This window comes from Candidatus Manganitrophaceae bacterium, from assembly GCA_016200325.1.
In the GTDB taxonomy this organism is placed as follows: Bacteria; Nitrospirota; Nitrospiria; order SBBL01; family Manganitrophaceae; genus Manganitrophus.
In genome coordinates this window covers 537,802-561,536 of the sequence record JACQEZ010000011.1, presented here as the reverse complement: position 1 = coordinate 561,536, position 23,735 = coordinate 537,802, and the positions used below count along the sequence as shown (strand labels likewise).

24 protein-coding genes are annotated in these 23,735 nt (G+C 52.3%); 17 read left to right on the top strand and 7 right to left on the bottom strand.

What is annotated here, in order from left to right:
• Window positions 1-240: 240 nt before the first annotated feature.
• Entirely contained in the window at window positions 241-1,323 is a 1,083-nt protein-coding gene (locus tag HY282_10600; protein MBI3804198.1) for a hypothetical protein, read from the bottom strand.
• Between the two features lie 529 nt (window positions 1,324-1,852).
• Here HY282_10600 and HY282_10595 point away from each other — a divergent pair.
• From HY282_10595 to HY282_10570, 6 genes are all read left to right on the top strand, one after another.
• Window positions 1,853-2,869: a zinc-dependent alcohol dehydrogenase family protein gene (locus tag HY282_10595; GenBank protein MBI3804197.1), complete on the top strand. Its 1,017-nt coding sequence runs from the start codon at window positions 1,853-1,855 to the stop codon at window positions 2,867-2,869.
• A 62-nt stretch (window positions 2,870-2,931) separates the two neighbouring features.
• Window positions 2,932-3,330, top strand: coding sequence for a cupin domain-containing protein (locus tag HY282_10590; protein MBI3804196.1), 399 nt, complete (start codon window positions 2,932-2,934; stop codon window positions 3,328-3,330).
• Between the two features lie 81 nt (window positions 3,331-3,411).
• Window positions 3,412-4,002: a DUF1211 domain-containing protein gene (locus HY282_10585; GenBank protein MBI3804195.1), complete on the top strand. Its 591-nt coding sequence runs from the start codon at window positions 3,412-3,414 to the stop codon at window positions 4,000-4,002.
• A complete protein-coding gene (locus HY282_10580; protein ID MBI3804194.1) occupies window positions 4,003-4,326 on the top strand; it encodes an MGMT family protein in 324 nt (107 codons plus the stop codon).
• A gap of 13 nt (window positions 4,327-4,339) precedes the next feature.
• The gene (locus HY282_10575) at window positions 4,340-4,912 is read left to right on the top strand and encodes a methylated-DNA--[protein]-cysteine S-methyltransferase (protein MBI3804193.1); all 573 of its coding nucleotides are present in this window, start codon (window positions 4,340-4,342) and stop codon (window positions 4,910-4,912) included.
• A 100-nt stretch (window positions 4,913-5,012) separates the two neighbouring features.
• A complete protein-coding gene (locus HY282_10570; protein ID MBI3804192.1) occupies window positions 5,013-6,371 on the top strand; it encodes a hypothetical protein in 1,359 nt (452 codons plus the stop codon).
• A gap of 218 nt (window positions 6,372-6,589) precedes the next feature.
• Here the strand turns inward: HY282_10570 and HY282_10565 are convergent, their stop codons facing one another.
• Window positions 6,590-7,411: an isocitrate lyase/phosphoenolpyruvate mutase family protein gene (locus HY282_10565; protein MBI3804191.1), complete on the bottom strand. Its 822-nt coding sequence runs from the start codon at window positions 7,409-7,411 to the stop codon at window positions 6,590-6,592.
• 635 nt (window positions 7,412-8,046) lie between these two features.
• On the opposite strand from HY282_10565, the gene HY282_10560 reads away from it, so the two are divergent.
• From HY282_10560 to ada, 11 genes are all read left to right on the top strand, one after another.
• Window positions 8,047-8,274: a hypothetical protein gene (locus HY282_10560; protein MBI3804190.1), complete on the top strand. Its 228-nt coding sequence runs from the start codon at window positions 8,047-8,049 to the stop codon at window positions 8,272-8,274.
• 498 nt (window positions 8,275-8,772) lie between these two features.
• Entirely contained in the window at window positions 8,773-10,137 is a 1,365-nt protein-coding gene (locus HY282_10555; GenBank protein MBI3804189.1) for a beta-propeller fold lactonase family protein, read from the top strand.
• A gap of 642 nt (window positions 10,138-10,779) precedes the next feature.
• Window positions 10,780-11,322 carry a BON domain-containing protein gene (locus tag HY282_10550; GenBank protein ID MBI3804188.1) on the top strand — a complete coding sequence of 181 codons (543 nt, stop codon included), beginning with the start codon at window positions 10,780-10,782 and terminating at the stop codon, window positions 11,320-11,322.
• The gene (locus HY282_10545; protein ID MBI3804187.1) at window positions 11,322-11,774 is read left to right on the top strand and encodes a response regulator; all 453 of its coding nucleotides are present in this window, start codon (window positions 11,322-11,324) and stop codon (window positions 11,772-11,774) included. The genes HY282_10550 and HY282_10545 overlap by 1 nt, the downstream gene beginning before the upstream one ends.
• Before the next feature lie 42 nt (window positions 11,775-11,816).
• Window positions 11,817-12,134 (top strand): non-heme iron oxygenase ferredoxin subunit, encoded by a 318-nt coding sequence (locus tag HY282_10540; GenBank protein ID MBI3804186.1) that lies wholly within the window; start codon window positions 11,817-11,819, stop codon window positions 12,132-12,134.
• 338 nt (window positions 12,135-12,472) lie between these two features.
• Window positions 12,473-12,907 (top strand): response regulator, encoded by a 435-nt coding sequence (locus HY282_10535; protein ID MBI3804185.1) that lies wholly within the window; start codon window positions 12,473-12,475, stop codon window positions 12,905-12,907.
• Window positions 12,908-13,147: 240 nt separating this feature from the next.
• On the top strand, window positions 13,148-13,702 hold the full coding sequence (locus HY282_10530) for a hypothetical protein (protein ID MBI3804184.1): 555 nt from the start codon (window positions 13,148-13,150) through the stop codon (window positions 13,700-13,702).
• Window positions 13,703-13,852: 150 nt separating this feature from the next.
• Window positions 13,853-14,305, top strand: a complete 453-nt coding sequence (locus HY282_10525) for a hypothetical protein (protein MBI3804183.1) — start codon at window positions 13,853-13,855, stop codon at window positions 14,303-14,305.
• Between the two features lie 484 nt (window positions 14,306-14,789).
• A complete protein-coding gene (locus HY282_10520; protein ID MBI3804182.1) occupies window positions 14,790-15,167 on the top strand; it encodes a hemerythrin domain-containing protein in 378 nt (125 codons plus the stop codon).
• Window positions 15,168-15,280: 113 nt separating this feature from the next.
• Window positions 15,281-16,012, top strand: a complete 732-nt coding sequence (locus tag HY282_10515) for a 3-oxoacyl-ACP reductase FabG (protein MBI3804181.1) — start codon at window positions 15,281-15,283, stop codon at window positions 16,010-16,012.
• Between the two features lie 262 nt (window positions 16,013-16,274).
• Window positions 16,275-17,354 carry a bifunctional DNA-binding transcriptional regulator/O6-methylguanine-DNA methyltransferase Ada gene (ada, locus tag HY282_10510; protein MBI3804180.1) on the top strand — a complete coding sequence of 360 codons (1,080 nt, stop codon included), beginning with the start codon at window positions 16,275-16,277 and terminating at the stop codon, window positions 17,352-17,354.
• A 166-nt stretch (window positions 17,355-17,520) separates the two neighbouring features.
• Here ada and HY282_10505 read toward each other — a convergent pair whose 3' ends face one another.
• From HY282_10505 to HY282_10485, 5 genes are all read right to left on the bottom strand, one after another.
• On the bottom strand, window positions 17,521-17,658 hold the full coding sequence (locus HY282_10505) for a hypothetical protein (GenBank protein ID MBI3804179.1): 138 nt from the start codon (window positions 17,656-17,658) through the stop codon (window positions 17,521-17,523).
• A 195-nt stretch (window positions 17,659-17,853) separates the two neighbouring features.
• On the bottom strand, window positions 17,854-18,150 hold the full coding sequence (locus tag HY282_10500) for a hypothetical protein (GenBank protein MBI3804178.1): 297 nt from the start codon (window positions 18,148-18,150) through the stop codon (window positions 17,854-17,856).
• Between the two features lie 726 nt (window positions 18,151-18,876).
• Entirely contained in the window at window positions 18,877-21,471 is a 2,595-nt protein-coding gene (locus HY282_10495) for a polysaccharide biosynthesis protein (protein ID MBI3804177.1), read from the bottom strand.
• A 362-nt stretch (window positions 21,472-21,833) separates the two neighbouring features.
• On the bottom strand, window positions 21,834-22,439 hold the full coding sequence (locus HY282_10490; protein MBI3804176.1) for a YdcF family protein: 606 nt from the start codon (window positions 22,437-22,439) through the stop codon (window positions 21,834-21,836).
• Window positions 22,440-22,533: 94 nt separating this feature from the next.
• Window positions 22,534-23,730: a DegT/DnrJ/EryC1/StrS aminotransferase family protein gene (locus HY282_10485; GenBank protein MBI3804175.1), complete on the bottom strand. Its 1,197-nt coding sequence runs from the start codon at window positions 23,728-23,730 to the stop codon at window positions 22,534-22,536.
• Between the last annotated feature and the right edge of the window lie 5 nt (window positions 23,731-23,735).

Below are 23,735 nucleotides of genomic sequence, written 5' to 3'. Positions count from 1 at the left end.
CTCCGCACAAGTCAAAAAATCAAGACTGACTCGTTTTTCGGATGAGAGGTGATTCCTGCGATATGAATCTCCCGACTGCTGACCCGAATGAAAAAAAGGAGATAGAACGTGACAAGACCGTTTAGTGTCCAGACCTCGACCGTGAAGAAATCGGTTCCCAGCTTTAGATTTGATATTGCATCCTCAACGAGGGGTGACCGAAGGATTGACATTGTACTTGCGGCTTAAAGTCACGTTTATTTAAATACTTCTCGAGTATCCGCAGAAAGAGCAGCGCCAGGACTTCTCCGCCTGGTACCAATCCATTTTCTCACGGCAGGCCGGGCAGGTCTTTTTTTTGCCCGATGGCGGGTTATTGGACGGTGATAATCCCTTTTTTTGTTTTTGGGTTTCGTTGGAAGACGGGGATGACAAAGGGGCGGCAAGGGGCAGGGATGGATCGAAAATCGGCTTCGAAGCGGGAGTGGGTTTAGGCGCGTTCGGAGGTTCACTTTTCTCTTCGCTTTTATTTCGAACCTCATCTTTTTTTGATTCTTCGTGTGCGCAGGTATAACACTGCCACATTTGATCCCTTGTGAGGAAGCTCATTTGACCTCCGCACATCGGGCACTTTTTCTCCCATTCCGTCTCCTGCGGCGCGGAAGACTCAGGGATTTCGACTTTCTGGTCGCCGCCCCCCTTTTCCTCGCTGGGAAGATCGCTTTTAAGAATAGAAGCTCTGGGCGGGATGGGCTGAGCGGCCGCGCTTTCAGAAGTAAATTCCTCCACCTTCTTTTTGATATAGGTTATCTCCGCCCCGATCTCCGCGAAGAGATCCCCCACGGCCTTTTCGACGAGTTCCATTTCCCTTTCCCGCGCCACCATATCATTAATGATCCCTTTTTCTTCGCTCTCAAGCCGACCTATTTTTTCGCGCAGTTTCGATATCTCATCTTTAATCTCAAGCGATTTGGCTTTCATGACCTTAAATTCGTCGCGCCAGCCGGGGAGGGCTGGGATTAAGCCCTTCTCGAGCGTTTTAAGCTCCTCAAGCTGATTGTTGACGGCTTTGACGATCTCTTGCCGGCTTAGCTTCGAAGTCGTCGACAACGCTTTGATCGCGGCGTGATAACGCTGTTTCTCCTCCGGAATAATTTCCTCAAACGATTCCACAAGTTCACGGAATTTTATAAATATTGAATTCTCATTTTCGAATACTTTTTTTATTCCATTGCGGAGACAATCGATTTTGGATGACAGCTCTTCGCCTTCCTTAGATTTCACAAAGAGATCGGCGGCCATTCGGTAAAGGATGTCGTTCCTGTTTTTCTTCTCAACGCCCATTCATTTTCTCCTTGTAAAACCTACCTTATGATATCGATTCCACCCGTACTGGACCTATTTGAGAAAACCCGTTTTTTCCGGTTTAACAAAGGAATACCGTATCGGGAGTGTATTTGAATCCTGATGATCACTTGTAGCGATTATGGATAAAATTTTAGCGCATTCAATGAGAGTGTCAAATCGCCTAGATCCCGTTCGGGCGCCATTCCGATCGACCGTCGGTCGGAGGAGTGGGTGGAGGAGCAGAGAGGTGGAAGGAGGAGAATCACAAAACCAGACCTCGAAATATCGTTCGGCTCGGCAAGCAGCTAAAACGCGACCTCACCCTTCGACATTCCACGGCCTGATTGCTGCACACGCTCTATCCGGAGTACGATAGAATCATCGACAAAGTGGAAGGGGCCCGGTATCCGGAAACCTTGGAGCAAATGACCGCTGAGCGAAAGGGGTTCTCCGGTTGCATTCCGTAGCTTGCGGCCAACAGGGCTGCGGCGAAAGGCCGGGCACGATGAAAGAAAGGAGATCCATCATGCGAGGAGCCATTCTTTACGGGCCGCGCGATGTCCGTTTCGAGGAGCGCGACCCCCCGAAGATCATTAAACCGACCGATGCCGTCATCAGCATATCGGCCACCTGCGTCTGCGGGTCGGACCTGTGGCCCTACCGCGGCATTCAGCCGGTCACGCAGCCGACCCCGATGGGGCACGAGTACTGCGGCATCGTCGAGGGGGTCGGCCGTGCGGTCACGTCGATCAAACCGGGTCAGTTCGTCATCGGCTCCTTCTTCGCCTCCGACAACAGCTGCCCCCTCTGCCGGGACGGCTATCAGACGGCGTGCCTGCACAAGGAGCCCGTGATCGGCGCGCAGGCGCCGCGGCTGCGCGTCCCGCTTGCGGACGGCACCCTGGTGGCCGCCCCGGAGGTCCCCTCCGACGACCTGATCCCGAGCCTGCTGGCGCTCTCCGACGTCATGGGCACCGGCTGGTTCGCCGCCGACGCGGCCCAGGTGAAGCCGGGCCGGACAGTCGCGGTCGTCGGCGACGGCGCGGTCGGCCTCCTCGGTGTCCTCTCCGCCCGGGAGATGGGCGCCGAGCGGATCATCGCGATGAGCCGTCACCCGTCGCGGCAGAAGCTCGCCCGCGCGTTCGGCGCGACCGACATCGTGACCGAGCGCGGTGACGAGGGGGTGGCGCGCATCAAGGAACTGACCCAAGGAATCGGCGCGGATTCGGTGCTGGAGTGCGTCGGCACCCAGGAATCGATGATGCAGGCGATCCGCTCCACCCGCCCGGGTGGATATGTGGGCTACGTCGGCGTCCCGCACGGGGTCGCGCTTGACGGCCAAGCGCTCTTCTTCTCCCACGTTCACCTCCACGGCGGTCCCGCCCCGGTCCGCCGCTTTCTGCCCAGACTGATCGACCGGGTCTGGAACCGGAAGATCGACCCCGGCAAGGTCTTCGACCTGACCCTGCCGCTGGAGCAGGTAGCGGAGGGCTACCGCGCGATGGATGAGCGCCGCGCGATCAAGACACTGCTGCGGCCGTGAATCAAGGCAAGGAGATGCCGCGCGAGACCGATACAAGATACCGTTACAGCAAGGAGTGAACGATGGAGATCAAAAGAAACGGCTCACAGCCTTCCGGCAAAGGACCGGCCGACTATTTTACCGGCAATGTACGCGTTGATCCGCTGTTCGAGGCGCCCGATCCGGGACGCGTGCGTGTCGCGAGTGTCACGTTCGAGCCCGGCGCCCGCTCTGCATGGCACACCCATCCGCTCGGGCAGACCCTGATCGTGACGTCCGGGTACGGGTGGGTGCAAAGCGAGGGGGGGCCGAAACAGGAAATTCGGCCGGGAGACGTGGTCTGGTGCCCGCCGAATGAAAAGCATTGGCACGGCGCCACGCCGACCACGGCCATGACCCACATCGCCATTCAGGAGCAGCTCGATGGGAAGGTGGTCCACTGGATGGAAAAGGTCAGCGACGCACAATACCAGGCCTCATGATCGGCCGAATAAAATGAAACAGCCATAAGTCGGGTTTATCACAAACGCCGGCTGCGCAGATTAACAAAATCGTTATGACCTATGTCAAAAGCTCGGCTTGAAGCCTTCAGTGACGGGGTTTTTGCAATCATATTGACCTTGCTCGTCCTCGAATTGCGCGTCCCGGAGGTTGCAAATCATTCGAGTTTCGGTCAGTATGCCGCGGCGATGGCGCCGCTGATTCCGAAAGTGGTCAGCTTCATCCTGACTTTTGTCATGATCTGCATTCATTGGGTCAGTCATCAGTATTTTTTCAGTCATATCGGCCGCGTCACGATCGGACTCGTCTGGTTGAATAATCTTCTCTTGCTCTGGCTCTGTTTCCTCCCTTTTCCAACGGCGATGCTGGGGGATCACCCAACCGACCCCTTTCCGATCCTTCTGTATGGCGTCAACTCTCTTCTCGCGGCACTGACTTTTTACGCGTTGAGGCGCTACGCAAGCCATGCAAAGCTCTTTAAAGAGGAAAATTCAAAAGCGCTGGGGCCAAGACACAGTATCCCTGCCATTGCAATCTATGCGTTATCGATTCTGTTCGCGTTTGTGAATGTTTATTTATCCCTGGCCTGTTTTCTCGTCGTTCCGTTGCTCTATTTCGTGCCGACCATCATTCAAGATCACGCGCGTTTTTGAATGGACAGCCGCACTGACTTTTCGAAACAGGTCATGAAGCTCATCGCGGCCATTCCAAAGGGAAAGGTCGCGACTTACGGACAGATCGCGAAGCTCGCCGGAAAACCCCACGGGGCGCGCGGGGTCGGCTGGCTTCTTCACTCCAGCACGCGAAGCCGCAAACTTCCCTGGCAGCGGGTGATTAAAGCCGGAGGGCATTTGCCTTTTCCGGAATGGAGCAGCGCCTGGTCGCTTCAAAAAAGATTGCTTGAAAAAGAAGGGGTCATTCTCAATAATAGACGGATCGACTTGAAGAAGTACCTTTGGAACAAAGTAGAATGTTAGGAAAGGAACCGACATGACTTACGCGTATAAAACAATGGCATCGCCGGTCGGCGAGCTGAGGCTCGTCGCCAGCGATCAGGGACTGGCCGCCATTCTCTGGAAAAATGACAATCCGAAGCGGGTGCGGCTCACGCCTCAAATCCTGGATCGTGAAAATCCTTTTCTCGTCGAAACAGAACGGCAACTGAAAGAATACTTCGCCGGAAAACGGCGCTCCTTTGATTTACCGCTCGACTTTAAAGGAACTGAATTTCAAAAAGAGGTCTGGACGGCGTTGATCCGGATTCCTTACGGAGAAACAAAAAGCTACGGGCAGATTGCAAAAGAATTAAATCGCCCGAAAGCGATGCGGGCCGTCGGCGCAGCCAATGGGAAAAATCCAATCTCGATCATCGCTCCCTGCCACCGCGTCATCGGCGCATCGGGCGGATTGACCGGCTTTGCCGGAGGATTGAAGGTAAAAGCACACCTTCTTGATCTTGAGCGCCATTCCGGTGGCTCCGAAAAACAGGAAACAAAAAATCCGCTTATACCGTCACGAAGAGCAGCGATTCGAACCGCAGCTGCTTTTAGCCGGTCACAATAAATTTGCTTTCCTTCCTCGAACTGATCCATACTATTCAATTACATTCCCCCTTTTTCAACCCTGGATCGAGAAATTCCGCGTCAAGCCTGTGAGGTGCGATATGAAAATGCTATGGATGACCTTTCTATTTTTAGCTCTATCAGCAAACGCATGGGCCGCAGACCGCATACCTCCGCCCGATGGCGGAGGGCAACGTGAGCCGAGCATTGCGGTGAATCAGTTGGAGCATATCTTCATTGCTTATATCGATACCATGCAAAATCGAATACACATTGGGAAGTCGATTAATGGCGGCGTTAATTGGGAAGACCGATTTCCTACGGGCATCGATGGCGTTGATCCGTCTATGGCCGTCGATTCTCAGGGGCGCCTTTATTTAGCTTGGTTAAACAGTACCATTGGGATTGTCCGTTCCGACAATGAATTTGCTGGGCTTGCACAGGGGAAGGTTGTATCAAATCAATATGCCGATCGGCCATGGATCAAAATAGGCCCTGCCGATGCGGTGTATCTCACATATGCAGGATATTCTTTCCCACCTAATCCACCTGTATGCTCACAGTCCGCTTTGAAAGCAGATATCTATTTTAGAAAAAGTCTCGATCTAGGCGTAACCTGGCGTCCTTTCCTACCGGCAGAGAATTCTGATCCGGCCCATCCGGAACCAGAAACAATATTAACCGCTCCGATCGCATCGAATAATTATCGATGTTCCTCGGCACCGATGGCAATCGGTCCGAATGGTGAGATTTATGTGGTAATTAATTGCTTTATTTTCGATCTGTCGAATAATTGCGCGGCGGCGCTCACAATAAAGGAGCATCACGTTTATTTAACCAGAAGCGATGACGGTGGAAATACATTTCCTTTTTTTCGTGAGGTCCCCAATGTAAAAGCTATCCTGACCGACAATGCCGCCACGGGGATGCCGAACAGACGAATCAATATGGCGAGTATTGCAGCGCTACCCGGCCCTGGCCACAACAATAATGGAATCATCGGCATTGTATGGCCGTGTGATGCCAAAAGTGTCAGTGGAAGCACTCGAAATGGCGTGGATATCTGTTTTGAGGTTACTCTGGATAAAGGAGAGTCGTTTAGTCTACCCAAGATCATCAATGACGATCCACCGGGTTTCCATTTCTTTCCTGCAATAACGGGCGATGAAACCGGTTTTCACGTCGTCTGGATGGATAGCCGAGAGACAGTAAATACGGCCACTCCCCTGTGGGCTGCATATCGGTCTGACGGTTTTATAAATTGGAGTCCGAATTTTCGGGTCAGTAATGCCGCCGCCCCCGGCAATGACAATAATGAAGATGGTGACCCTCTTGGATTTGGAGATTTTTTTGATATCACCTCACGTAAAATTAATAATGTGACTCAGGTTTATTCCACGTGGGCCGATGATAGTTTGGGAACCGCCGATATCTATTATGATGGGCGGCCTTATCCTTAAAGGAAGTCTCACAGCGGGCTAACTTTTAAGAAGCAATTCGTGTTGATACGATGATGCTCTGACTCGCAATGGAAGGATGTCGGTTTGATTCCTCTCTTCCGGTCGGATCGTCCGGTTCAAAGCGGATAATCCCATAACCCACTCCGCTGGGAACTTTTCTTTCCGCATAAATTATTTCGACTCATCACCGGTTCGACATAATATCGCGGCTCAGCCCCTTAGCTTTGCATGAAGTCATTCAATTCCGGTATGGTTAAGGAGCGATCGAGATAGCCGAATGTTCCCTTTTCCTTGATCTCCCGCGCCGCGTCGAGCAATCCACCCATCGCCGACCGATAAAGCGAGGAGGCAAGGCTGATCCGCCGGACACCCGCCTCCGCCAGCTCGGCGAGGGTGAATGACTTGCCCCTGATACCGACCATAAAGTTGACCGGCTTCGACACGGCGGCGCAAACCGCGCGCACCGATGCGAGATCGGGGAGTCCCGGTGCGAATAATACATCCGCGCCCGCCTTCTCGAACGCCTGCAAACGCCGAATCGTCTCCTCTAGATCGGGCTTGCCACGCAAAAAATTCTGCGCGCGGGCGGTCAAAGTAAACGGGAAGGGGAGCGCCCGCGCCGCCTGCGCCGCTGCCGCGATCCATTCGGTCGCCTGGACGATGTCGTAGAGAGGGTTTTCCGGATCGCCCGTCGCATCCTCAATCGAACCACCGACCAGCCCCACCCCTGCGGCGAGACGGATCGTTTCCGCAACAACGGCCGGCATATCTCCAAAGCCTCTCTCCAGATCGGCCGAGACAGGGAGGTCGGTCGCCGTGACGATCGCTTGCGCCAGCGCCAGCGCTTCATCGCGGGTGACCTTCCCATCGCGGCGGCCGAGAACGCCGGCGGAGGCGCCGCTTGACGTGGCCAGCGCATGGAAACCGAGCCCGGCGAGAATACGCGCGGAGCCCGCATCCCATGGGTTGGGAATCACAAAGGCAGGCCCCTGGTGTAACGTCTTGAAGCGGGTGGCCTTGTCGCTCTGTGTTACAGTCATCACTTCTCCTGTGTGCTCTCACGGTTGAGCGTCATAAAGCGATCCCAGTGCAGCCGGCGGTGCCAAATGATACACCGCGCCCGGACCGATCGTAATCCGCTCGACCTCCTTGAGCGCCCTGCCGCGTTCCTTTCGACGTCATCGAAAAACAATCCGGTTCACGCATCCTGCAGGTGAACGACCCTTCGACAAAAGAGCGCTCCTAAAACGCCCTGCGATCCATACGAATACGGTTACAGATTTCCGGTTTTATTTTCAAGATAATTCGACAGCTCCGGCCTGTTTGCTGAGGTCTGACCGCCTCGGAGAAGAATGAATGTCCGGTTTTGACATTCGCATTCGTCGTATGGGATGAAGGCTCCAAATCGGGCATCGAAGAAGTAAGCCAAGGCGACTTGGCGTTCAATGGAGTGCATATGGATTCCGTTTTAACCAGTGTTTTAGTGACCTTCTCTATCCCTGCCATCACGCTCCTTCCAATCGGAACGTTCAAACCTGCAACCGGCTTCATTAAATAGATTCGTGAACAATCGGCTATGGCAACAGATCGTACTTTACAATCATTGTATGACTTTTTCTGTTGATTCCAAAAGGGTATTAATATATATTGGCAACTCAATTGGATGTGGCCGATTATGAGGTTTACCGACCGGGATATCGCCGATCTACTGAGAGCGGCAGAAGAGATCGAGAAGAGATTAAAACAGCTCATGAAAAAGCGCTCTGATGAAAGCCTGTCCGATGAGAAGCTCAAATGGATCAGAGAGCAAATGCTGGATTTAGAAGCGATTATCAGAGACATTCAGCATCTTGTGGAAGACAGTCAGCCGTCTTCCGGTGAGAAGTTGAAATCGAAATTCTAGCTGCCATCCACATCCACCCCGCGCGCTGCTCAAAAGCCCGGCCCGTGTAGTCACGCCATCACTGCCTATTCACTATAGTAGGATGGGCCGTCCGGACGATGATCGGCATGGCTTAATAAAATTTAAAACTTAGTCGCGAAAGCGCTCCTGATGCGGCGCTCCGGACGGGGGACCCGTATTAGAGTCAGTCTCCCGCAACGGTATTGCCGTCTAAAAATCCGGCCTGAAGGAAGACAGAAGAGTGCTTCCCGTGTGATCCATATCACGTTTTTCGTATATACCCCAATTTAAAAATATGGAAATAAAAGTTCCAAATTATGCATTAGAATATCCAAGTCTCATGAAAACAAGATTCTTTTAAGCCAGCACAGTCACCTTTGGCTTCTGTTTCTAGCAATATCGATATCAATTGAATCAAAATTCGGTGAAAGATAGACTGGCACATATTGTGCTATACCAGGCTTGATTACATTATATTGGAATAACCGGGGCTCTTATTTGCTGAAGCGATCGAGATTCACATTTATCGTTCTTCTTTCCATTCTTTTCCTTTGTTTTAGTAATTGCGGAAGTGGAAGAGATCGGCCGAACTTAGGCAACGGTGCGCCGGCATCGCTCTCTGTAAAGCCGACGACGGCCCGCCTGCATCCGGGGGAGAGCCAGCACTTCATCGCGCAAGTTTCGGAGAGCGCCGAGGCGAACGTCGTCTGGAATATCGCAGAAGGTCCCGCCGGAGGATCGATACAGTCGGATGGAAGTTATACCGCACCTGGATCCGCCGGAACCTATCATCTCATTGCGACGTTGGTCTCCGATCCAACTCAAAGTGTCACCGCCACGATTACAGTGGTGCCGCTTGCAATGGCACCGCGATTTGCATATGCGGTGAATTCGATTTCGAATGACGTGTCGATCTATACGGTGGATCCGACAACAGGCCTTCTCACGAAGGTTGGATCCATGGCCGCCGGCGATCAGCCATACACCGTTACAGCCGATCCCTCCGGGCGATTTGTCTATGCGGGGAATTTCGGATCAAACAATATCTCGATGTATACCGTAGACGCTGCAACCGGTCTTCTGACCTCAACGGGCACCGTAGAGACTGGAACGGGACCCTACTCCATCGCGGTCGACCCTGCCGGAAAATATGCCTATGTCGCCAATGAGAACTCTTCCCCGGAAGTCTGGATTTACAAAATCGATCCGACCGCCGGCGTGCTGACCCCGCAGGGTCAAGTCAACGCCGGAACCAGCGCCATCTGCGTGACGGTCGACCCGCTCGGCCGCTTTGTCTATGTCGCCAATACGAGCAGCAACAATATCTCGGTATACACCCTCAACGCGGCAACCGGTCTGCTGAACCCTATCACTGAGGCCGCTGCCGGAGCGGGTGCCAATTCGGTTGCGGTTCACCCCGCCGGACGATGGGCCTATGTGGCCAATTATCTCTCCAACGATGTTTGGTGGTATCAGGTGGATCCAAACACCGGCGCGCTCACCAAAATGGGAGAGATCGGAGCCGGGGAAAAACCCTTTTCGATCGCAATCGACCTTTCTGGAAAATTCGCTTATGTGGCCAATTCGGGCAGCAATGATATTTCAATGTATCGAATTGACCCGGAGAGCGGTGCGTTGACCGCACTGGGGACCGTGGGTGGGGAGATCAACCGATCAGAGCATTGGGGGCCACGATCGGTGAGTGTGGACCCATCGGGCAAATTCGTTTATGTCGCCAACTTAGACTCTAACAATCTCTCGGAGTACCAGATCAATTCAGATACCGGTCAGTTGATTCCTATCGGAAACATTGGCGCAGGCACTCAGACCCGCGCTGTCCGAGTGATCGGGGGAATGCGCTAATCAGCTCAGCGATTACCAGGATGACTTGAGCGTATTTTCTTGAAAGAAATGTCTTCGAACCGCTTTTAGCTGATTAAGGGTAAAGGGCTTCTTCAGGATGAACACTACTGATGAGCCAAAGGGCGGACTGCTCTTTTCGCTTTGTATAGAGAGCTTTACGGTTACGAATGCCGGGTTTAAACCAAGCTTTCAAACAGATCATCCTCCCTTCTTAACTATCCTTTGATTTTTCCCTTTGATTTTTCCTACTTTTAGAACTCAGAAATATATTGCACATTTCGCGCAGAAACGTATCCAGCATTACATCTTTTTGCAAAAGATGAGCGAATGAAATTCCCCGGCTCATCACAGTAAATTCGATCGACCTAAAGCTTTCAATCCATTTATCGGTAAATTTGAATAATTATGATTAGTATATTTACTACAGTTCTACATAAGTTTATGCATGACTAAAAGATAAGGCAGAGATGCAGCCGCTGATTCTGCAGGACCCTGTCTCTTGATTTACCCCGTTCATCTCTATTATAAAATGGCATCCGACGCCTACTGAAGCCTGTCTTACATTGGTCTGCTTCTTGCGTTTCTCTCCTTTATCCAATTTGGGATCCAGGAAGGAACCCTTTTTCCAAAGGAGAGATATTAATGAAACGGCTCATTCTTATAGTTTTACTCATTCCATTAATGGTAGCGGGCTGCAGTACGACCCATAAACAGAAGGAAAAAACAGCGGCAAAGCAGACCGATAAGGCGGTCGAAGCCCAGATTCGCACCAAGCTCAAAAGCGATCCATTGACCGCCGCTTGGGAGATTAACCCGAAGGTCGATGCGACGGCGGTAACACTCACGGGACTGGTCGATAAAGAAGAGCAGCGCCGTCGGGCGGAAGAGCTGTCGCGAGACATCGTCGGGGAGCTGCGACGGGTCAATAATCAGATCAGCTTAACCGAAGAGGTGATTCTGGATAAGTCGATCATTGCGAAGTTAAATACGGCCCTGGTTACTAATTCGGTGACCCGTCTCGCGACCATCGACGTGCAGAGCCAAAAAGGGGTGGTGAGACTCCACGGCACCGTTGCCACAGACGAGCAGAAACGGGAGGCCGAGCGGCTCGCTGCCGCAACCGCCGGGGTGAAGAGTGTGGAGAACAATCTTAAAGTGGCCACGCCGCTGAGTTCGGCGAAATAATGAGGATGGAAGGAGATGCGGCGCATAAGATATTAATCGTCGACGACAATGCCGACACGATTCTCATCCTCTCCGGGCTGCTTGAAGTGGAAGGCTGCGGCGTGATGATTGCGGTGGACGGCCTGCAAGCCATCCACCGCGCAGAGCGAGAACAGCCGGCCTTAATTCTGCTTGATCTGACCCTTCCGAAGAGAAGCGGGTTGGAGGTCTGCCGGACTCTCAAAGAGAATCCCAAAACCAAAGAGATTCCGATCCTGATTCTCACTGCGAAGTCGGACCCGCTCACCCGCCAAAAGGCGGAGACCGTCGGGGCCGATGAATATCTCACCAAACCGTTTAATCCGGGCGAGCTGATCCAGAAGATCAAGGGATACCTTCTCTTAAAAGAAAGTCGCACCTTAGAAATCGGTTCGATCGGCACGCCCGGGGTTTTAAATCAGTCCGAGGAATGAGTGATCCATTTGAGCAATCGAATTCTCAGGGAGGAGGTCTCGATGCAATATCAGGTGATCGATCATCTTTCCGAGCTTCCGGAGGGAAAAGGGAAAATATTAAAAATAGCGGCGAGGGAGATCGCTCTCTTTCATATCGATGGAAGTTTTTATGCCTTAGATAGCCTCTGTGCCCATCAGCGCGCGCCGTTGGTCCAAGGTGAAGTCATCGACGGCCAGCTCCTCTGCCCTTGGCACGGAAACACCTTTGACCTCTCCTCCGGTCGCTGCCTTGCGAATCCCGAGGAGAAAGTCCGAACCTATCCGGTCCGCGTCCAAGGAGAGGCGGTCTGGATCGAAATTGTCGATACGGCCGCCTGAGCCGATCAAAGCAAAACGGCGGCCGATCGATTCTTCACCCGGTCTACTCAACGGGGCCAAAGACCAAACCAGAGAAGCCGATGTTGATGATTCCTTTGCGCCGGAGCGGTTCCCCTTCCTGAATAACCTGGAGGTATATCCCGATAGAGGGCGGGGTCGGTCTCGATCTGTTCTCGCATGCTTAAATTCATCGAGAATCTCTCGGATGATATAGACTCATTCAGTCACCTTGGATCCGAAGGTAAATTCAAACTCATCTGGCGATCGGACGCCGCATTATGATATGATGAGTAAAAATAGTCCTGATCTTTCTATCCCTTTTTAACAAAACGAGAAAAATGAGCGCCGAAGAAAAAATAAATATTTTACTGGTGGACGATCAGCCGAATAATCTTATTTTATTAGAAGATATCTTGCAGTCGCCTGAATATCATTTGGTTAAAGCCTATTCTGGAAAGGAAGCGCTCCGACATATCCTCAAAATCAATTTTGCCGTCATTTTATTGGATATCATGATGCCCGACCTGAATGGATTTGAGACGGCCAGGCTGATTAGGCAACGCCGCCAGTCTCGGCAGATCCCCATTATTTTTATTACCGCCCTCGATCAAGATCAAGCCACGGGCCACTCGTTAGGGGTCATCGATTATCTCAGCAAACCCTTTGATATCGATATTCTAAAATCGAAGGTGTCCGGTTTTGTCGACTTGTACAAAAGGGCGCAGCAAGCGGAACAAGAACGGAAAGCACGCGCCGACGCCGAAGCGGCATAATACCCTCTTTACTCGCCGGCTTAGATCACCCTTTCCTTCCCTCCACCGAATAGATGATAAAATGTCACCCCCCACCCGACCCAGCCCCGGGATCGGATCATAAATCGTGTTCATTTAAAATGCTCAGTGGTCTCTTAATCTAACGCCAGCGGAAGGAAATTGGGTTAAGTTAGGATATACTCTCTGTAATAGCTTGATGCGCTCCGACTCAGAGCAAAAAACTTACGATAAAGGAGAACCTTGCCTGACACCCTCGAAATCATCTTTATAAAATCATCTTCTCCGCTCTATGCCCAGTCGTTGGGACTCGCAATGAAGGCTTCGGAATTGACCACTTTGGCAGAGGGTCGGACGACCCAGCACACGGCGATCTTCACGATGGATCAACTCCCGATCGCCTACAAACTTCTCTACCTGGTCCGAAGCTCAAAGGGAACCACCGTTTCATTCGAAGGATTAGAGCTGAATCCGTTTTATACCTCCTTGACGATGGAATGCTATTTAAAAAGTCGGATGGCCGATGACCAGAAGACGTACTGCTCGCCGGGGGCCGACTCCGTTCAAAACGAAAACCCCTTGATTGAAGAAAGGCTGAGAGAAGACGAGGCGATCTCCTCCAAGCCTGTCGGTTCTCCATGCAAAAGGCTCGTTATCGATCCGAGCGATAAGGATGCCGCCCCTTCCGCCGATCAACTCCAGGCAACCGCCCTCAGCCAGGGAATCTGGTGGTGCCCCAACTTTAAACTCAATATGGCCGATTTGCGCGAAACGAACCGGCATCACCAATTTCAATAGCAACCGATTGTGACCTGCCGAGGGCTGCTCCTGCCATGAATAGAAAGCGCTGTTATCGTCCATGTTCAAAGTGACCCCTATCGGAGTATGATGCAGGAAAAATCGAATGGTCGATTCAACAGAACCCTTTCTTTGCGACCCAGTAAGGTAATGATAAGAGGATCTCTGATCGGGTTTATTATCGGCCTCTGCCTGGTGACGCTGCTGGCGAATGCACAGATGCGCAAAGAAGATCTCCCCTTTAGTGCAACCATCGACCTCTTAGGCGTGGAGGAGTCAAAAAAAGTAGGAAGCGGGGCGTTATTCGGTTTTTTAATTTGTCTTCATGCGGATGAAACAGCGATTAAAAATATTCAGATATCGGTTTTCTTGCCGCCCGAAGTTCAAAACCTCGGCGGAGGAACTTTATGGAAAGGAGACCTCGATCTCGGCGCGGAGGCCTGTCTGAATATCGGGCTGAAAACAGCGGTTGAAATGGCGCAATGGAGCGAGCCGCTTCATGCAGAGATGCGATTTATCTATCAAGGGATCACCGTCACCAGAAATGTCACCTGGACCGCGAAAGGCCTCGAGGACACCGGCTTCCTTTCAGAACGAAAATAGAACCGCTTATTAGAACGCTTATATCGGTTCATCTCCTTAAATCGGCGCGGCGTTCGCCACCTGGACCGCCGGAATGATCCGAACACAAACTGGGCAATATAACGCAGCCTTCATCTCCGCCGGTCTCCTCTGCCTCTTCGCTGCGGGGATCGTCCTCTTAATCAATAAAAAAACCAGGGTCGGCACCCCAGCCGAAGCCGGCCGGTCGCCCGCGTTCAGCGCTGCCCGTTCTAATTAATTTACGTTGCGTCCCTTCGAAGGTCCGGCGCTACTTCATCCGCATTTTGCAAAGTCGTGCCAGCCAAAGTCTCCGCTCTGTTGGGCCGCTGATCTGAGCAGATAGGCATATTATATTTCCGGTTGCGCCAAAAAGCTTCATTCCGCTCTCCCTCTTCCGGATCACGCCAGGCCCCTTCTTCAGGATGATTGTTCTTCGCGCTTTCTTTCCTTACGATAGAAAGTCATTAAGATCAGGAGAAAGGCCATGAAAGCGACAGAGCTGCTCAAAAAAGACCATGAGAGGGTCAAAGATTTATTTAAAGAAATAAAATCGGCCGGCAACGATCGGAAAGAAGAGATTCTCGCCATCCTCACAGAGGAGCTCCGGATTCATTCCGACTTGGAAGAAAAGATCTTCTATCCCGCAGTGAAATCGGTCGATGCCGATGAAATCATCCGATTTCAGGAGGCGCATCACGATGTAGAAGAGGTCTTGGTCGATCTGGAGGACTTGACGGCCGAAGATGAAGAGTTTGATCAGAGAGTGAGAGAGCTTGAGCAGGAGGTCACCGAGCATATCTCCGAGGAAGAGGGAGACCTCTTTCCAAAAGTCGAAGCAGAGCTGAAAGATCGGCTCACTTAACTTGGGTCGGAGTTGAGCAACCTGAAGAAAGAACTTTCCGATGGAAGAAAAGCGGCTTAGATCGCACGTTTGATAAAAAGAGCCAATCGATTTACCTCGACGGAGTCAGATCGGTGGATCAACTTTCAAATCGAATTGCGTTGGTGACCGGTGCGGGCCGCGGCATCGGACGGGAGATCGCCGTGGCACTGGCCGCCGCCGGTGCGGATCTGGTCGTGAATTATCGATCGGATGAAAAAGAAGCGGAAGAGACCTGTAAACGGATCAACGCCCATCAGCGCCGCGCTCTTTCCATTCGCGCCGATGTCTCCCAGAGTGCAGACGTCACGCGGATGGTCGACCGCATCCAAAAGGAATTCGGGGCCGTGTCGATCCTGATCAACAATGCCGGGATTGCCCGGCCCCAGGCTGTCGAGCAGATCACGGAGCGGGACTGGGAGGAGGTGCTGCAGATTAACCTGAAATCGATCTTCCTGGTCACCCAGGCGATTGTGCCCGGTATGCGCGCACAACGCTGGGGGCGCATCATCAACCTCTCGTCCATCGCGGCTCAAACAGGGGGCGTCATCGGTCCGCATTACGCCGCTTCCAAAGCCGGCCTTCTCGGCTTGACCCATTCATACGCCTCCCTGCTGGCGGCGGAGGGGATCACCGTCAATGCCCTCGCGCCGGCCCTAATCGAGACCGAGATGGTGAAAGGAAACAGCCGCTTTCGCCCCGACCGCCTTCCGGTGGGACGTTTTGGGAAACCGGATGAAGTTGCGGAGGTGGCGGTGATGCTCGCCCGCAACGGCTTTATCACCGGCCAGACCCTCAACATCAATGGCGGCGGGTACATGAGCTAAGCCGCCGAGCCGATCGGACAAAATGGATAGACGCATTTGGGGAACCGGGCCTGGACAGGCCTCGGGCCGGCGGACCTGGAGAACAGCCGCTGTCTGCCGCGCGCCCGATTCCGGTTCCCGACCGGACCCTCTCCGTTTCCGAACTCAGAGAGGGGGACGGTTGAATGAATTTGAAAGCAAAAAACAGGGTGCTTGCGAGCCCCTTTTCTCCTAATATGATTGAAACAGGCCATTCCGCTTGTTAAAATCGAAGAGGAGAATCATGGACCCTGTATGGACGACCAATGAGAAGGTATTCTTGAGCGAAGCGGAGTGTTGGGCGGCGGTGGTCCGCCGTGACCGGAGCGCCGACGGCCATTTTTATTTTTCCGTCCGAACGACGGGAATCTATTGCCGGCCCTCCTGCCCGGCGCGTTTGGCACGCCGAGAAAACGTCCGCTTCCATCGAACACAGGAAGAGGCGGTCCAGGCCGGCTTCCGGCCGTGCAAGCGGTGTCGGCCGGACGGGCCGGCGCTCGCCGAACGGCATGCGGCGGCGGTGGCCAGCGCGTGCCGGATGATCGAAACGGCCGAGGAGCTGCCGGAGCTCGATGCGCTCGCGGAGGCGGCCGGATTGAGCCGTTTTCACTTTCATCGCATCTTCAAGACGATCACCGGCGTCACGCCGAAAGCCTACGCCACCGGCCGCCGGGCGGAGTGGGTGCGGGAAGGATTGTCCCAGAGCGGCACTATTACCGAAGCGATTTTTGAAGCGGGCTTTCATTCCAGTGGGCGGTTCTACGCGCAGTCGTCGGAGATGCTTGGGATGGCTCCCTCCGACTTCCGCGCCGGAGGGATCGGGGCATCGATCCGTTTTGCCGTTGGAGAATGCTCTCTCGGCGCGATTTTGGTCGCGGCGACCCCCCAGGGAATCTGCGCCATTCTGCTCGGGGACGATCCCAATCTGCTGCTGCACGATCTTCAGGACCGCTTTCCCAAAGCAGCGCTGATCGGCGGCGATGCCGACTTTGAACAATCGGTTGCAAAAGTGGTCGCCTTCGTGGAAGCGCCGGCGATCGGACTCGATCTCCCGCTCGATGTCCGAGGGACCGCTTTTCAGCAGCGGGTGTGGCAGGCGTTGCGGGAAATTCGAGCCGGTGATACGGCCAGCTACACCGAAATCGCAGCGCGGATCGGCTCACCCAAAGCGGTCCGTGCGGTGGCCCAGGCCTGTGCGTCGAATCCCATCGCCGTCGCGATCCCCTGCCATCGGGTGGTCCGCAACGACGGCGCGCTCTCCGGATACCGATGGGGGGTGGAGCGCAAACGGGCGCTGCTGGCCCGCGAGAAAGATCTTGATTGAGGCTCACCCGCCGCGCTGACCTTTCGGGAACGAATCTCCGCCGGTCTTGAAGGAGAACAGGCTCTACTGGAGGGCGCCGATGAAACCTGTCTTTCGTTTTGGCCGGTTTCAGACAAATGACGGAAAGCTCCTTTTCAGGGGGCAATTGAAGGCGATCGGATACGATTTAAAGCGACTTCCTCTCTTTCATGCGGGTCTGCCGAGCCCTGAGGTTCCGATCAATTGAATGCATCGATTGGGCAATCAGACCGACGATCGCAAGGGGGCCGACAATCAACGCCCCGACTTCCCATAAATTTCCCATTGGAATCCTCCTTGATTGGACCGGTCCGTCAGCAAACCTCAAACCCGCTAGACCGCTCTTCATTCAAAATAATTGCAGACCCTCTCCTTTTAAAGGGCCTGCTCAAAAAATCTGCGCTGACAGTCTCTCTCAACACTGCACCCGGTCTTGTTCCCAGACTGAAGCCGCCCTTCCCAAAGGGCTTCGACGTTGACGTTAAAGAGAGGTTCTCTGTTCCTCCATATGCACCCCCACCCGGAGAGAATAGGTCGGTTTCTGATCGGCACTGTCGAGAAATCGGAGACACTCATACCCTTTTTCCGAAAGCGATTTCTGAATCTTTTTTCTTGCACTCTTCGGAAGGCTCAATAAGAGTTGAGAAAATCCAAGCAGGATCTCGACACTGGAATCGGTTTTTTTTACACATTCGGCAATCTCTAAAATTTCTTTGCCGGTCAACTGATCGGTTCTGACGGTCAATACAAGATAAATCTCTCTATCCTCTCCTGTCATCTTCAATCCTCATCGAATCGATTTCGACTCTTCCCATGTACAAGTCCAGGTTAACAAAAATCGCAGAGAGATGCTTTGCGCCGGGGTAACAAATTGTATCAATCTGTATTAGCGCTCTTCGTAATTTAAAGGACAGTGCGCCTGCGGACAACGATGATCGGGAAGGGGCTCGGTCTCTTTCTGTCGATCTGACTATTTTAGTTGAGCAAAATCAAGGCCAGCGGAAGGAGCGCCTTTTTGAACCGAATGACATCGGGGACTCAGTCATTCCGGCCCCAAAATGGTGCTGTTAGACCCGATTCATTAAATATCGACTTAAGCTAAATGAGTAACGGGATTCTCGCCGAATTATTTTGGTGATGCGATGATCGATCCCGGTCATTTAACCACCTCCCCTCACAAGCCTTATTCCTGTCTCATTCCAAAATCTGCCGGCGTGAACCTCAGGACGATATTAAACCTCAGTCGGATCTATCTATCTCTAAATAATTGAAAAGGGGTTCCCTTGTCGTCTCTCCTCTCGCTTCTACCTGAGTTGATGATACTAAACTTTTAATCAATATGTTTTTCATGGAGGTAACAAGTTGTACCAGTTTGTATTTTCCATTCAGGGTGGCGTCCTGGTGAAAAGATTAGAACCATCCCCCGGGCGTTTCACATGTAAAAAAAAGAGCCGCCGGAGGCAATCCCGGCGGCTCTTTCAGCGCTTCTGTCGAAATTATACGGTCAGCCGGTGGATGGAACTTTATAAGGGTGGAATTCCATCGACGCGGGGAGCTTCTCCTCTTCAGCGGCGGTTTCCGGCGGCATCAGGGCGAGCTGGACCACGTCATCGGACGCGTAGGTGGGAATCAATTCACGCAAGGTCATCTTGATTTGTCTTGCGCCGGTCTTGTGGTCCATCGCCGAAAACCTTTTAATGTAGGCCATCACATCTTCTGTTGTCTTCTCACTCTGCGCCAGGCGGATCTTTTCATGACGGGTCTGAGCGACCCGCTCCCCCTCCTCGAAGAGTCCTTCGACCAATTTTTCCGCCGGCCGCAAGCCGACAATCCGGATCGGAATTTCTTCGTCCGGAGAAAACCCCGAGAGGATGATCATCGTCCGCGCCAGATCGATCACTTTGATCGGATCCCCCATATCGAGCACGAACGTTTCGCCTCCCTCTCCAAGCACTGCCGCGTGCAATACCAATTGGACCGCCTCTTGAATCGTAATAAAATATCGTTTGACCTCGGGATGGGTGACCGTGACCGGCCCCCCTTTTTTAATCTGGGCCCGGAACAGCGGGACGACGCTCCCATTGCTCTCGAGCACATTGCCGAAACGGACCGAGACCAACCGCGTTTGGCTGCGTCGATTAAAATGCTGAACGAGCATTTCAGCAATACGCTTGGTCGCCCCCATCACACTCGTTGGATAAACCGCCTTGTCGGTGGAGATCAACACAAAATCTTCTGCGCTATACCGGTCGGCCATGGTGATAACGTTGTAGGTTCCAAGGATGTTGTTCTGGACCGCCCCCAATGGGTTGCTCTCCATCATCGGAACATGTTTGTACGCGGCGGCGTGGAAAATCACATGGGGCCGGTGCAGGGAGAAAACCTGTTGAAGCTTCCCCTCATCGAGAATGTCTCCCAAAATGACTTTGAGAGCGATGCCTGGAAATTTCTCCAAAAGCTCGATTTGAATGTGGTGTAAATTATTCTCGCTTTGCTCAAAGAGAATCAGAAGCTCCGGCTGGAAAGCGGCCACCTGGCGACACAGCTCGGACCCGATTGAGCCGCCGGCCCCCGTTACCAGGATTCTTCTCCCTTTGATCTTCACCTCGACCTGGGGATCATAGATTTCAATTTCAGATCTTCCGATTAAATCCTCGATGTCGAGATTTCGAATGTCGCTGATGGAAACCCGTCCTCCGAGCATCCCGGTCAAGCTCGGGAGAATCTTAATTGGAAGCCCGACCGACTTGCATTGCTGAATAATTTTTTTAATCCGCTTCTGGCTTGCAGAGGGAATGGCGATCAGGAGCTCGTCCGGATGGACCTTTTCGATCACCCTCTCAAGCTCTTGGCTGTTTCCCATCACAGGAATGTTGTGAATTTTCGAGAGCCTTTTCTTAGGATCATCGTCGATAAAAGCGACCGGCTGGCGATTGTAGGAGGGATTCTGAATCATGTCGCGGGCGACCATCTCCGCGGCATTACCGGCCCCGATAATCAAGACCCGTCGCGCTCCGATCTCAATCTGCGTGAGAATCGAATAGACCCGCTTTGTGATTCGGAGACTGGCCAACGCCAAAAGAAGGAAAATCGCATCGATCAGAAAGACAGATTGGGGATATCCGTTTATTTGAAGGAGCGCCATCGTTCCCCAAATCGCGGCCGAGCTGGCGAAAATGGCCCCGCCTAGATCGATTAAATCTTGAATGCTGGCATAGCGCCAGAGCCCTCGATTCAATCCAAAATATTGAAGCGCCGCCAGTCGGAAGAAAAGGATCAGCGGAATGGTCGTCAGGAGCACCTTCATCTCCTCTTGGGGAATGGCGCCATCAAAGCGGAGCAAGAAGGCCAAGGTACTTGAGAGCAGGATCGCGGCCGCATGGATGGAAAGGATAATTCCCCGCCGGTACTTTTCAGCAACCTCCTTGAACGTTTTCTTTTGCGTTCCCCTTTTTTTCGAGAATGGAAAGGGAAGACCGAGGAAGAGGGTCATGATACTGGTAAAGAGAATCTTCAGATCGAGCGCCAAGCTGCGCTGGAGAACATAGAGCTTGGCCAATTTGATCTTTTTGGGTAAAACCGTCCCGATATAATAGGCTTCGGGGTCTTCCGCCTGCGAGAGAAGCAGCGAGACATCCCGAATTTCAAAGGTCGCGAAGTCGGTCATTCCGGGGCGAACCGTCAAAATGGTTTCATAATCTTGTCGGAACAGGTCGACATGCTTTTTGAGCTCGGGCCGCGGGCCGACCAGGCTCATCTCTCCCTTCAAGACGTTTAGTAACTGAGGAAGCCGATCGAGCTTGCAAGAACGGAGGAATCGCCCGACCCGGGTAATCTGAAGACGAGGTTGACCCTCTTCGTCGGCTTGAATCTCGACGGTCCGGAATTTATAAATCTGGAAGGGCCGAAATTTCCTTCCGATTCGCTCTTGTTTGAAGAAGATGGGTCCTTTGGAAGTTAATTTGATGAGGACGGCGGTGAGGAGAAATAAAGGAACCAGCAAAAGGAGCGCTATTATGGAGAGCGCCAAGTTAAATGCTCTTTTGACCCGTACTTTTATCCGGGCTTTTTTTAAGAAGCACTCAAATGCCAGCGACATATTTCCCCTCCATCAGATGCGGCTGTTTTGCATCGGCGCAAAGAGACATCAGCAGACTGCGTAAACCCATTGAGATCCAAACTCAGCAGAATGTGCGCTTAATTTATATAAGTATACTTATTATGATTTCTATTAGTAATACGAGACGAGTATATCCTTGAATGGAATTTACGTCAAATAAAGAGATGTTTTTGGACGAGGCGGAATTAAAAGCATATTAAAGGGGATAGCACGAGTGGGATCACCTAAGATATTTACGATATGAAACCCTCATCCTAGAAACAAAAAGTGCAGCCTTTGAAAATGAATCGATAAGAGTTTCTGCTTTAAGATTGCCGCTGGAGCCTCTTACCTTCACTCTGCTATTCGAACAAGGCATACCAGAACGTTTTAGTCGCCTCCAAGAACAACGTTCTACTATCTCCACGATGCTTCCACCAATCGTCTGGATGGAAATGATCGTCAGGAGCCGCCGAAACGTCGACATGGATGCCGCTTCCGGCCCATTGTTTCTGGAAAACTTTCTTCGAACGCCGGGTGTGATAATTTGAGGTGACAATGATGACACGCTTAAAGCCATAATTTTGGACCAGAGGAAGAAGAACCTCCGCCTCCTCGCGGGTTGAATCGGCTTTATGCCCTAAAACAAAGAGTGACTCCTTAGGAAGAATGTTTAATTTCATTGCATGTCGCCAGGCCGGAAAATCTTCGTCATTCTGCCAATCCGCTAACACGGCACTTAATGCGATTTGAGGGGCATATCCCTCGTGCCAGAGCTTGATCGCATGAAGGAGTCGTTCATCTCGCGCATTGCCTCCAGCTAATACAAGGATGACATCTGCTTTAGTAGGAGCATCGGATACAATAAAAAAATGACCGATCCCCGCCAAGTACAAGGGATGAGCGGCATAGAGCAACAAGCCTAAAATCAGGGCCGCAGAACCGACTTTCCACTTATTTCGATTCACCTTTGAACCATGAGAATCACTCTTTAGCCATCACAAGAGTTACGAGGGCAATCCGGCCCCCGTTCACACTCAAAATCATCTTGTGCCACGATGCTCAGACCGAAGTAAGGTGATAAGAAGTGTGGGTCGCACTCAACATCACCTTTTCGACGACACGGCAGGTGTTTAAAATGTTCGTATCATTCAGTGTAGGATGGACCAGAAACATTAGAGCGGTTTCGCCAAGCTCTTTAGCCACTTTTAATCGTTGTTTGGGTCGTATTCTATTATCAAAAGCCTTTTCTAAATAAATTTCGCTGCAACTTCCGGTGAAACAGGGGATACCCTCTGCATTGATTGCTTCCAATACTCTATCGCGATTCCAATCACTCTTAAGAATTTCCGGGCGAACAAAAACATAATACTTATAATAAGAATGTTCTATTTCAGGAGGCGGATGCGCCACGCGCAGAGCTGGAATACGAGAAAAACATTGGGTTAATGAGGATGCGTTCTGCCTTCTATCTTCCACCCACTGGCTTAGCCTGCGGAGCTGAATTCTACCGATGGCCGATTGCATTTCCGTTAAACGCCAATTCGTTCCAAAAGAATCATGTAACCAACGAAAGCCGGGCGGATGCTGTTTATTGTAGACGGCATCCCAAGATTTACCATGGTCCTTAAATGACCACGCCTTTGACCATAAAGCCTCATCGTTTGTGGTCAACATGCCCCCTTCCCCTCCCGTGCTCATGATCTTATCCTGACAGAAGGACCACGCCCCAATGTGCCCAATCGTCCCAACTGCGCGCCCTTTATATTTGGCCCCATGTGCCTGGGCACAGTCCTCAATCACATAAAGCCCCCGTTCCTTCGCCAATGCCATGATTTTGTCCATTTCGCACGGCCACCCCGCCAAATGAACACAAATAATAGCCCGGGTGCGCGGCGTCAGGACCTGTCGAATTGTCTCTGCTGTAATGTTCTGAGAATCGGCGTCAATGTCCGCAAACACGGGGGTCGCTCCCGCGTTCACGATACAACTTGCCGAGGCGAGAAATGTACGGGGTGTGACGATCACCTCATCGCCCGATCCAATGCCAAGTACTTTCAATGCTAGATCCAGGGCCACCGTGCCGTTCGCCAGCGCGATCGCGTAATTGCAGCCGAGCCGTTCCGCGAACTCTTTCTCAAAAGCGCGTCCTTCATTGCCGGTCCAATAATTCACCTTATTGGAAAGCAAAACTTGACGAACCGCCTCGGATTCTTCTTCGGTAAATGACGGCCAAGGGGGAAAAGGGGTATTCAACATAATTA